Here is an 11966-nt window from a genome sequence, read left to right as displayed (position 1 = left end):
TGTTGATATATGACAAGTTTTCTAACTAATAAAAATGTGTTGATTATAGGTGGGACCGGTACTATCGGGCAAAGTTTGTTAAATTATATTTTGTTGTTTAGTCCAAAAGTCATACGAATATTTAGTCGAGATGAGCATAAACAATTTGAATTATACAATAAATACAAGGAATTTAAAAATATAAGATATTTAATTGGCGATGTAAGAGACGCAGATAGAGTTCTTAGAGCTATGGAAGGGATAGACTACGTGTTTCATGTAGCTGCCATGAAACATGTGCCTTCATGTGAGTATAATCCGTTTGAAGCGGTGCAGACGAACATTATTGGAACTCAAAATGTAATTCAAGCAGCTCTTACTGCTAAAGTCGAGCGAGTCATTTTTACAAGTACTGATAAGGCCATAGCGCCGACGAATACATATGGAGCATCGAAACTAATGGCTGAGCGCCTTGTGGCTTCGGCACAGTATAATAGCGGTTCACATCACACCAAATTTGCAGCAGTACGTTTTGGGAATGTAATGGGCTCAAGAGGGTCGGTCATTCCTCTGTTTAAATCACAAATTGAAACAAATCGTAAAGTGACATTAACTGATATCAATATGAGTCGTTTTATGATGACTGTACAACAAGCAACTGAATTAACGATAAAAGCAATGAGTTATGCACAAGGAGGGGAAGTATTTGTCCTCAAAATGCCGGTCATCAAACTGGGCGACCTCGCTGAGGTAATAATAGATAGAATGTGCGATTTGTTAGGTGTCCCTGTGTCCGATATTTCCATTGAAACAATGGGACTTCGACCAGGTGAAAAAATGTTTGAAGAGCTTATGACCATAGAGGAGTCCAAAAATGCAGTCGAATTGGCTGACATGTACATTATTCGACATGCGTTTTTAGATGAACCAGTCAAATATGAAGGGAGTAAGCCTGCTCAAATTCAAGATTACAGCTCTCATCATATAACACCTGTTTCAAAGGAACAAGTTGTAGAGATGATTACGGAGTCCAGATTATTGTTGAACTAGAAGTCATGAATTTAAGGGGGTGCTATGTGCTTGCAAGTGTATTTTTACATAGCAGCTGGGAAATTAGTAGGGTTAGGTCATTATAAGCGTTGTGGCTATTTAGCTTCAGTGCTACAAGAGTCGGGACTTTCGGTTTCAACGTTCGTGTTAGATAATTCGGTTTATGGAGGGGGCCGTGAATCGTGGGATTTTCCCCGCTTTTTTCAACATTGCCTAGCTAGGCCTCCTCAAATCATTGTTTTAGACATGCCAGTATATCTTATTGACCTTGAAGTCCTTAAGCAAATAAATGAGTTAGGTATTTTAATAGTAGCAATAGATGATGATGGTGAATTGGACTCCAATCCTAGCTTTGATTTTCATTTTTCTTGTAGCAGCAGATTTTTGAACTATCCTTCACAAGCGGGGCATTACTATGGGCCTGATTATATATTGTTGGACCCACAGTTATATAAAAATAAAAATCAGACATGCAAACTGATTTCTGAATCAGCGGAAAAGCTTGTCTTGTCGTTTGGCGGTTCAGACCCTGGGCATATTACTAAGCAAGTGATCGGATACTTAAACGAAATTCATGAACGCAAATATTATGTCGATATTGTGTTAGGAAGATTTGCAGAGTACATAGTAGAGGAAGCACTGGGAGATAGCCATGTTTTCACAATACATAGAGATGTAGATTATTTAGGGAAACTTATGATTAATGCTGATATAGCTATTATCTCGGGCGGTATGACCATGTATGAAGCTGGTTGTCTGGGTACCCCGTCAATAATCATCAATCAAAACACTGAACAATTGGCTGAAGCTGAATGTATGCATCAACAACAGGCGGTTTTAAATTTAGGAATATACCAAAAGGTTTCACTGAACACATTCAGGGAAGCTTTGAATCAGATGGTCTCTTCGGATCTCAGGATGAAGTTTTCTAAAAATTCGATGGCTTTGATTGATGGGCAAGGCGTACAAAGAGTTACTAGAATCATTGAGGGGGTATTACTATAATTCCTTTGGTATCTCCAAAAGTAGAAAAAGATGATATTGAGGCGTTAATTGAGTCACTTACCCAGACAAGAGAAGCCGATAAATATATGTATAACTTCGAGCAAGAATTTTGTAAGTTGGTTAAAAAGAAATACGCGGTGGCCGTCAATTCCGGAACTTCGGCTCTTCATTTAGCATTAATTGCTCTAGACGTTGGGTCGACAGATGAAGTTATCATTCCTTCTTATACCTGCACGGCCCTACTCAATGCGGTGCTGTACGTAGGCGCTATACCTGTAGTTACCGATTGTAACTACGATGTCATAGAGGGAGACTTTTCAATGTCTATTAAAGACGTTCAGGAGAAGCTCTCGACTAAAACGAAGGCTATTATTTTTCCACATATGTTCGGTAAAGCTACTGACATAGATCCCTTATTGCAACTCGGTATTCCAGTTATTGAGGATGGAACTCTTTCACTTGGAGCAGTGACTTCGAAAGGTACTGTTGTAGGGAAACAGGGATTAATTTCAGTATTCTCTGTTCACGAATCTAAAATGATTTCTGCGATTTCGGGAGGCATAATGCTTACTGACGATCAAGAAATTTATAATAGGATGAAACAATCACTTGAATCTAGTGACCACGGAAGAGTATATCAGGTTAGATATAATTATGAGATGCCAGCACTTCATGCCGCTTTAGGACTGCGTCAGTTAAGTAAGCTTTCAACATTTATACAGTATCGAAAAAAGATTGCTGAATTTTATGATAATCAGTTGGCTCAATATGATGGGCTTATCCTTAAGCCAAGGTTGGGTTCAGATCATATTTTCTTTAGATATATCGTACATGTACAAGAGATTCAGCCCGAAGAAGTTCTAAAATATTTCGCTACAAAAGGAATTCAACTAGGAAGAGGCGTGTTTCCTCCGCTTCACCGCTTTCTAGAACTTGATCCAGCGTCTTTTCCTAACACTGAGCAAGCTATTAATACTGTCTTTTCTATTCCAGTGCACCCCTCGATTTCCGAAGAAAATGCGCTGTATATCATTTCAACTTTAACCGACTTTATTAGGCTTAAACATAGAGGAGTAAATCTATCATGAACATAGTGGCAGTTATTCAAGCAAGGACAGGGTCATCGAGATTACCTCGAAAAGTATTAATGCCACTGGCTGATAAGCCGGTTCTTGAAATTGTTGCTCAGCGTGTGGGGGCCGCAACTGGAATAAATAAAATTGTCGTTGCAACTTCCGTAAAGCCTGGGGATGAAGAAATTGTGGGTCTTTGTAAAAATATAGGGTTAGATTGTACAAGAGGTTCCGAACTCGATGTGATGGATAGATACTATCAAACGGCAATTGAACATGGTGCGGATGCAATTGTCAGAATTACGAGTGATTGTCCACTGGTAGATCCGATAACCATAAGCGAAATTGTTTCTAAGTATCGCAGTGATCCGAGTGTTGATTATATTCTAAAAGAAGGTATGCCGATCGGCACAACGGCAGAGTTGTTTTCAATATCTGCATTAACCGAGGCACGCGAATCATCAAGCCAGAAGCATCACCGCGAACATATTATTACCGCATTTCTTGAAGATCCGATTAAATATAAGAATTTGATTTATCGAACAGAAGGAATTCTAAACCGGCCACAAATTAGATTAACACTGGATACGATTGAGGACTATCAATTGTTAAAGCAAGTTTTTGACCATTTTTACAAAATGGCTCCGTTAATACCTGTTGCAGATGTTTTAAGTTTCTTAGATGAACATAAGGACTTGCTAGCGATAAACTCTAACGTAGTGCAAAAAAATCCGTTTTTGGATTAACAAGGACAGTGTTGTTAGAACCAGATGAATAGGAACAATGAGCCACAATTACATAGAAAGATTTAAACATGCCAGATATAAAGTTTTAGACTCAAGGATCCATCATTATGATGTTAATCATTATGATGTTAATTATGGACTCATGACAATCTCTGCACAAACAGAATGATGTCTATCATAAGGAAAAGTGAAGTGAAGCGATTGTATGGCAAAAAAATTGATGGTTCTAGGTGCTAGTCGGTTGCAGGTTCCGATCATACAAAAAGCTAAGGGTCTCGGGATACATGTAATTGCTGTGGATTGGGATGAGAAGAGCTTCGCTAAAGATATGGCTGATGAATTTTATCAAATCAGTACAAATGATCGAGTTGCCGTGCTTAATTTGGCTGTAAATCTGGGCATAGATGGAATTATAACTAATTCAGACTACCCTATGCGGGTGGCAAGTTATGTAGCTGAGAAATTGAACCTCCCGCGGATGTCAACGATTTCTGCCCATATCGCAACAAATAAGCTGCTTATGCGCGAAGTGCTGCGGGATGCTGCTGTATCCATTCCATTATTTAGATGTATTAGCTCTGTGGAAGATGTTCACTATCATATGCGAGCCATTCCTTGTCCGTTTATTCTCAAGCCTGTGGATTCTTCTGCAAGCCGAGGAGTTACATTAGTTACTCATGAAGACCAGATTCCTGCCGCTTTCAATGATGCTATAGCTTATTCAAAAAATAAGATCCTGATTATGGAGCAATTTATTGAAGGCGAGGAGTATTCTGTCGAGAGCATTACGGTAAAAGGAAAGACTAAAATCGTGGCCGTTACCGAAAAAACGACATCTGGTGCACCACATTTTGTAGAAACTGGACATATTATTCCTGCTGCAATTGATATAAAAGAAGTTAAAACAATTGTTAGGTCTGCGTTAGTCGCTATTGGTATAGATACCGGTGTTACACACACAGAAATTAAAATCAATGCGCAAGGAATATTTATTATAGAGGTAGGTCCCAGATTGGGAGGCGATTATATCAGTTCAGACTTGGTGCCGCTTGCTACAGGATATGATTTAGTGGAAAACTCAGTTAGAATTTCTCTTGATATGGAACTTATAGATTTCCCACAGCTTATGCAGGCTGCAGCCATTCAATTTCTTACTCCCCGAGAGGGAAGACTTACTCATACTGAATGGTTAGTGAATCTCGAAGAAGATCCTTGTGTGAGTAAGGCCGAGCTATTTTTACAAGTCGGGGCAGAAATGAAAGAACTGAGAAGTAGCTCGGATCGAGTAGGATATTTTATAGTTACAGGTCAAAATCGTGAAGCTGCATTAGAGAAAATTAGTGAGCTGCAAAAAAAAATCAACTATTAAGCTTATAGATGATGGAGGCACATGATGAACTCTTTTCAAGTAAATGGACGATTGGTCGGAAATTCAAGTAAACCATTTATTATAGCAGAGATGTCTGGTAATCATAATCAATCCTTGAGCAGAGCTTTAGAAATAGTAGAGGCAGCAGCTAAGGCTGGAGCAGATGCTTTAAAAATTCAGACTTATACTGCAGATACCATGACACTTGACATTTCTGATAACGAATTTTTTATAGAAGATGAGGGCAATTTATGGAAGGGAAAATCTCTTTTTAATCTATATAAGGAGGCATATACCCCTTGGGAATGGCATAAGCCAATCTTCGATCGCTGCCGCGAGCTTGGAATGATCGGTTTTAGTACGCCATTTGATGAAAGTGCAGTGGATTTTTTAGAGAGTCTGGATGTGCCTTTATACAAAATAGCTTCATTCGAAAATATTGACTTGCCTTTAATAAAAAAAGTGGCGAAAACAGGAAAGCCAATGATTATATCTACAGGAATGGCTTCTTTAGCTGAGTTGGATGAAACAGTAAAAGCAGCGAAGGAAAATGGATGTGAGAATCTTGTGCTTTTAAAATGCACAAGTACTTACCCTGCTACACCTGAAAATTCAAATGTCCTGACCATACCTCATATGAAACAATTATTTAATTGTCAAATAGGGTTGTCGGATCATTCAATGGGAGTTGGCGTAGCGATTTCAAGTGTGGCACTGGGCGGGACCGTTATAGAAAAGCACCTTACTCTCAATCGGGAAGATGGAGGGGTAGATTCCGCGTTTTCATTGGAGCCTGCAGAATTTCACTCTTTGGTAGTGGAATCAGAACGCGCATGGCTATCGTTGGGGGAAGTTAAATATGGTCCTACAGAAAAAGAAAAGGCTTCGCTTCGTTTTAGAAGATCGTTGTACATATCGAAGGATCTGGAAGAAGGCGAGATAATCACCAGAGACAACTTGAAGGCAATCAGGCCTGGCCTGGGTCTAGCCCCCAAATATTACGATTTCCTATTAGGCAAAGTACTGAAAAAAGATGTTACAAAAGGAACACCGGCCACCTGGGATCTTTTCATGTAATTTTTGATCGAAGGAGATCAGTATGTCATATATCGAGAATCAAAGAAGTAAGTGGAACTACCTTCATGCTCTTGAATCTACCAGACTATTATTTCCCTCTGAGTCCGTAATACGTTTTTTGAGATCGAACTATCCGGTTGCTCGAGATGTTAAAGTATTAGATCTTGGATGTGGATCTGGAAGGCATGTACTTTTTGCTGCAAGTCAGGGCTACGATGTAACAGGTGTAGACTTTGCGGAAGAAAGCGTCAAGCTAACGGAATCATTGCTGGAGGAGGCTAACTTAACAGCTAAAGTCACTGTAGCATCTATTACGGACACAATGCTTGAAAGCGAACTGTATGATGCAATTGTTTGTTATGGTGTACTGTATTATTTGAATCGAGATGATATAAGTATTGCTATTAAACAAATTCATAAAATGCTCAAAAGAGGCGGAAAAGCATTTATTGTAGTCCGAGCATTAGATGATCTTCGAGTGAATATTGGAAAGCAAGTTCAAAGGAATACGTATGAGATTATTCATAATCAAACGAATGAACAAGGGATGATCATGTATTTCTTTGATGAAAAGGATATTAAGGAGTTATTCGCTGACTTCGTGTCAGTCCAAGTTGGATTCACTAAATTTAGTTCAAGTTCTCTCGAGGATTATAATTCTGACTACTTAATTACGGTAACAAAATAACACGATGAGTGGGGCGAAAAACCATGAACATTCTTCTCACCGGCGGCGCCGGTTTTATAGGTCGATGGGTGGCATTAAAGCTGCTGCAGGAAGGGCATCAGGTTTGGATTTTGGATGATCTGTCCAATGGACAGGAAAGCAATCTGGAGGAGTTTCGTACGCATCCCGGCTTACAGGCATTTATTCATGGCGATATCAAGGATGAAGCTTTGCTGGAGAAGCTGTTTGCGGACAATAAGTTCGATATTTGCTACCATCTCGGCGCTTCGATTAATGTGCAGGATTCGATTGATGATCCGCGTACAACATTTAACAACGACACCGTAGGAACGTTTTATGTGATGGAGCAATGCCGCAAGCATTGGGTCAAAGTCGTGTTTATGAGCACGTGTATGGTGTACGATCGCTGCACAGAACCAACCGGTATTACCGAGCTCCACCCGACTAAGCCTGCATCCCCATATGCCGGGGCCAAAATCGCCGCAGAAAATATGGTTCTCTCGTATTATTTCGCTTATGGGCTGCCTGTGGTGGTCATTCGTCCGTTCAACACGTATGGTCCTTATCAGAAGACTGGCGGTGAAGGCGGCGTTGTTGCGATTTTCATCAATAACAAGCTTGCTGGCAAGGATGTGCAGATCTATGGCGAGGGTACACAAACTCGCGACCTGCTGTATGTATCGGATTGCGCGCGGTTTGTGGTTGAAGCAGGCTTCTCTGATCAGGTGGACGGCCATATTGTCAATGCCGGGCTTGGTCGCGATATTACGATCAATGAATTGGCGAAGCTCATAGTTGGCGATGAATCGCGAATCCGGCATGTCGAGCATATTCACCCGCAAAGTGAAATTCAGAAGCTTCTTTGCGACTACACGAAAGCGAAGCAGCTGCTGAACTGGGAGCCGCTTGTTAGCCTGGAGGAAGGCATACGATTGACAGAGCAATGGATTGCGTCAGGCTCGTATCGCGTATAGCTATGAAGGCAACGTTGGGGGTAATTAGGGTTACAGGGGTGAAACAGCATGGATGAGTTGGCGATTAGCGGAGGACTGCCTGTCAGAAAGCAGTTGCTTCCCTATGGAACACAATGGATTTCGGATGAAGATATTGAGCAGGTTGTTCGCGTGCTGACAAGCAATTACTTGACTCAAGGCCCGACGATTGCGGAATTTGAGCGCAAGGTAGCCGAGCATGCTGGAACAGACTATGCGGTTGCGTTTTGCAATGGCACGGCGGCGCTGCACGGGGCCTGCTACGCTGCGGGTATAGGTGCCGGTGATGAGGTCATCACGACGCCTCTCACCTTTGCGGCTAGTGCGAATTGTGTGCTTTACGTGGGGGGAACGCCGGTTTTCGCCGATGTTAATGAGCAAACGTATTTGCTCGACTTGCATGACGTGGAGCGGAAGCTTACGCCTCGTACAAAGGCAGTGGTTGCTGTAGACTTTACCGGGCAGTCTATTGCGATGCGGGACTATAAGTCGTTTGCCGAGAAGCATGGACTTGTATTGATTCAGGATGCTGCTCATTCCTTGGGCGCTTCCTTCGCTGGAGAGCCTGTTGGCGCAGTAGCTGATATGACGATGTTCAGCTTTCACCCGGTTAAGCCGGTTACAACGGGTGAAGGCGGGGTTATTGTCACCAATAATCCAACGTTCTATCAGCGGTTGCTGATGTTTCGTTCACATGGAATTACAAGGGATGTTTCTTTGTATCAGGGTGCGGATGAAGGCCCTTGGTATTATGAAATGCAAGAGCTCGGTTACAATTATCGAATCACCGATCTACAAGCCGCTCTGGGATTAAGTCAAATGAGCCGTCTTGACAGCTTCATCTCGCGTCGTCAGGAGCTGGCAGCTCAGTATCGGTCACTGCTTCAGCCGTTGGAGGATGAGGGATTGATCCAACTGCCTTGGACCCATCCTGAAGCTAGCTCAGGCTGGCATTTGTATATCATTAGATTGAAACTGGACCGATTGCAGGTAGGCCGTAAAGCGATTTTTGAGGCGCTTCGTGCTGAAAATATCGGTGTAAATGTACACTATGTTCCGGTGTATCAGCTCCCCTACTACCAAAGGTTGGGATATGAGTCAGGCTGCTGTCCGGTGGCTGAACAAGTTTACCAAAGCAGCATTACGCTTCCTTTATTCCCAAGAATGGGTGAGGGTGATTTAAAGGATGTCGTCAATGCTGTATATAAGGTGATAGATCACTATCGTGTCTGAACATCTTTTCTGGTTATAAAGTCTCATAACACTAATAAAATTCGAGATCTTTTCCGATATACAAAGTAACTATACTCACTTTGAATCGGGGGAGATCTTTTTGAGTTCTGATTTTTCAGTGAACAATGCAGCCAGATACACGGGTCCGGAGGTTGCATCTTCTACCAACCAGCAGAAAGCCGCGGAAGCGGTTGCCGCTACGACCATGACTTCGTCTAACCATCGCGCCGCAGCAATGAATACATCACAAGACCTTAAGATTGCAGCTCTGCAAGGCGAAAAAATATCTATCGGAGAAGAGCAGCTAATCAAAACCATTGAAAAGGCGAACAAGGCACTGCAGGGAATTACAACTTCATTCGAATTTAGAATTCATGAGGCTACGAAGCAAATTATGGTGAAGGTGCTTGATAAGGAAACGGGCAAGGTCGTTCGGGAGATTCCGCCGGAAAAAGTGCTGGATATGGTGGCCAAGCTGTGGGAGAAGGCCGGAATTCTGATGGATGAGCGGAGATAGTCAATCAGAAAGGAGATGAGGAGTCTTGGTTACACGGGTTAACGGTACCTCTGGTATGGATATTGATACGCTGGTCAAGCAACTGATGCAGGCCAGGCGAGCTCCAATGGAAAAACTGCTACAGAAGCAGCAAACCTTGCAATGGCAGCGAGATGATTATCGCGCCATGAATACAAAGATACTGGATTTGAAAAATACCGCGTTCAATATGAAGCTGCAGTCGGCGTACTTGACCAAGAAGGCTGCTTCGGCGGACGATTCCATTGTATCGGCCACAGGTACCCCGAGTGCGACAGATGGCATTTACAAAATCGAGGTAAAGCGTTTGGCTGAAGCGGCAGGTGTAACTTCTGACCCGCTTGCCGCGACTGTCAAGCTTTCGAGCAAAGTAGAGGAAGTGTTCGCAGCGGCGCCTGCGATGACGGCCTTGACAATCAGTGGCGAGAAGGGTACCTCGACGATTCAAATTGACAAGACGGATACGTTGGCCGGGTTTATTAACAGCTTCAATGATAAAGCCTCGCAAACCGGTGTGAAAGTAAGCTACGATGATACGATGCGCCGCTTCTTTTTTGTCTCGTCTACGACTGGCGATGCGGCTAAAGTGGAATTGAACAGCAGCGAGCCGTCGTTTCTTACCGATGTATTGAAGCTTGGTGTGACAACTGCCGGTTTAACTGGGGAAGAAGTGAAGGGGGCTATTTTTAAAACGACACCTCTACCGGCTCCCGACATTAATAGAATGGTTGATCATACCCTATCCAGCCCACAGGCATTAAGAATAGGGTATGAGGGAGCTAACTATGATTTTGTTATTTCTAGCACAACCTCCGTTGGCGCGCTGCTCAACAGCATAAACAACCAGCCTGGCTTAAAGGCCGCCGGAATAAAGGCGGGTCTTGATGCGACGACAGGCAAGCTGACTTTTCAAATGCCGGACAGCTCCAAGCCGATTACGTTCTCCGACCAGTCGGTAGATAGTACGGATATTGTATCCAAGTTAGGGCTGCCTTCCACGCCAACGGCCAGCAGTGTTATCACAGGGGCAGAATTTACAACCATTGGGGCGCCATATGTTGATCCGACCAAGATCATTAATAGTGATCTGACCGAGGAGCAGAAACTGCGGATTACTTATGACTCCAAGGACTATGAGTTCAGCATCAACAGCAACACCAGTATAGGTGCCCTCATCTCGACGATCAATTCTTCGGACTTGGGCAAGCTGGGGATCTCGGCACGCTTGAACCGTGATACAGGTGAACTGGTATTCCGTACTCCCGATGAAACTAAAGATTTGTCATTTTCGGATCAAACCGCAGATAGCGTAAATATTTTAACCTCTCTGGGACTGACGACCGGAGTTAATACGAGCTCAACTTATACGTACAGCCAGGTCAAGGATACGGGACTAAATGCACAGGTCAAGTTTAACGATGTGGATGTCGAGTACGCTTCGAATAATTTCTCTGTGAACGGGATCAACTTTACAGCTAAAAAAGCGGCGCTTGGTACGAGTGTAAATGTTACAATCTCCCAGGATGTAGATGCTGTCTATACATCTATTAAATCTTTTGTTGATAAATACAATGAATTATTGGAAACGGTGAATAGCAAAATATCCGAGGAACGGTTTCGGCAGTACCTCCCGCTTAGTGAAGAACAAAGAAAAGCGATGTCGGAAAGTGACGTCAAGCTTTGGGAGGAAAAGGCAAAAAGCGGCCAATTACGTAATGATGGCATTCTTTCATCCGCAGCGAGCCGGTTTCGGATGAACTGGTACGAGTCTGTATCCAGTGCGGCTGGCGGGGATTACAGTCAACTGTCGGACATTGGGATTACGACCTTGGATTATTCGGAAAAAGGCAAGCTTTATATCAGTGAGTCCAAGCTCAAGGAGGCTTTGTCGAAAAATCCGGAGCAAGTCATGCGGCTGTTCACGGCCAATGACAACGATAGCAAGACTACCAGCGGAGATGGAATTGCCGTGCGGTTGTATGATGCAGCCGATCAAATTTTGCTTCAACTCAAGGAGAAAGCCGGTACCTCCACAACCGTGACTTCCCAATATCAGATTGGCAAACAATTGACACAGCTGAACAAGGACATCACCCGGTGGCAGGACCGCTTGGAGGACTATGAGAATAGCTACTACCGCCGATTTACCGCTATGGAGCAAGCGATGAACAAATATAATTCACAAAGCTCCTACTTGTCGCAGCTGGCTGCAAAATAAT

At 42.9% G+C, this 11966-nt stretch carries 11 protein-coding genes; all 11 read left to right on the top strand.

Features of this window, described 5'->3' with window-relative positions; genetic code table 11:
- Positions 1 to 9: 9 nt before the first annotated feature.
- The 11 genes from AC6ROY_RS14740 (at position 10) to fliD (ending at position 11965) form a co-directional block, all read left to right on the top strand.
- A complete protein-coding gene (locus AC6ROY_RS14740; protein ID WP_500101327.1) occupies positions 10 to 1029 on the top strand; it encodes a UDP-N-acetylglucosamine 4,6-dehydratase family protein in 1020 nt (339 codons plus the stop codon).
- 30 nt (positions 1030 to 1059) lie between these two features.
- A complete protein-coding gene (locus AC6ROY_RS14735) occupies positions 1060 to 2034 on the top strand; it encodes a hypothetical protein (protein ID WP_500101326.1) in 975 nt (324 codons plus the stop codon).
- 5 nt (positions 2035 to 2039) lie between these two features.
- Positions 2040 to 3122, top strand: coding sequence for a DegT/DnrJ/EryC1/StrS family aminotransferase (locus AC6ROY_RS14730; RefSeq protein ID WP_500101324.1), 1083 nt, complete (start codon positions 2040 to 2042; stop codon positions 3120 to 3122).
- Positions 3119 to 3853 (top strand): cytidylyltransferase domain-containing protein, encoded by a 735-nt coding sequence (locus AC6ROY_RS14725; RefSeq protein WP_500101323.1) that lies wholly within the window; start codon positions 3119 to 3121, stop codon positions 3851 to 3853. The genes AC6ROY_RS14730 and AC6ROY_RS14725 overlap by 4 nt, the downstream gene beginning before the upstream one ends.
- 205 nt (positions 3854 to 4058) lie before the next feature.
- Complete coding sequence (locus AC6ROY_RS14720) at positions 4059 to 5222, top strand: ATP-grasp domain-containing protein (RefSeq protein ID WP_500101321.1); 1164 nt, start codon at positions 4059 to 4061, stop codon at positions 5220 to 5222.
- A gap of 24 nt (positions 5223 to 5246) precedes the next feature.
- Positions 5247 to 6299 (top strand): pseudaminic acid synthase, encoded by a 1053-nt coding sequence (gene pseI, locus AC6ROY_RS14715; protein WP_500101319.1) that lies wholly within the window; start codon positions 5247 to 5249, stop codon positions 6297 to 6299.
- Positions 6300 to 6321: 22 nt separating this feature from the next.
- Positions 6322 to 6987 (top strand): class I SAM-dependent methyltransferase, encoded by a 666-nt coding sequence (locus tag AC6ROY_RS14710; protein ID WP_500101317.1) that lies wholly within the window; start codon positions 6322 to 6324, stop codon positions 6985 to 6987.
- Positions 6988 to 7010: 23 nt separating this feature from the next.
- The gene (locus AC6ROY_RS14705) at positions 7011 to 7961 is read left to right on the top strand and encodes a dTDP-glucose 4,6-dehydratase (protein WP_500101316.1); all 951 of its coding nucleotides are present in this window, start codon (positions 7011 to 7013) and stop codon (positions 7959 to 7961) included.
- Positions 7962 to 8009: 48 nt separating this feature from the next.
- Positions 8010 to 9212: a UDP-4-amino-4,6-dideoxy-N-acetyl-beta-L-altrosamine transaminase gene (gene pseC / locus AC6ROY_RS14700; RefSeq protein ID WP_500101314.1), complete on the top strand. Its 1203-nt coding sequence runs from the start codon at positions 8010 to 8012 to the stop codon at positions 9210 to 9212.
- Between the two features lie 100 nt (positions 9213 to 9312).
- Positions 9313 to 9729 (top strand): flagellar protein FlaG, encoded by a 417-nt coding sequence (locus tag AC6ROY_RS14695; protein WP_500101312.1) that lies wholly within the window; start codon positions 9313 to 9315, stop codon positions 9727 to 9729.
- Positions 9730 to 9754: 25 nt separating this feature from the next.
- Positions 9755 to 11965, top strand: a complete 2211-nt coding sequence (gene fliD / locus AC6ROY_RS14690) for a flagellar filament capping protein FliD (protein WP_500101310.1) — start codon at positions 9755 to 9757, stop codon at positions 11963 to 11965.
- Position 11966 lies beyond the last annotated feature (1 nt).

This window comes from Paenibacillus sp. sg306046 (assembly GCF_059821225.1).
The sequence above is the reverse complement of the archived record's forward strand: the minus strand, read 5'-3'. Positions and strand labels throughout refer to the sequence as shown.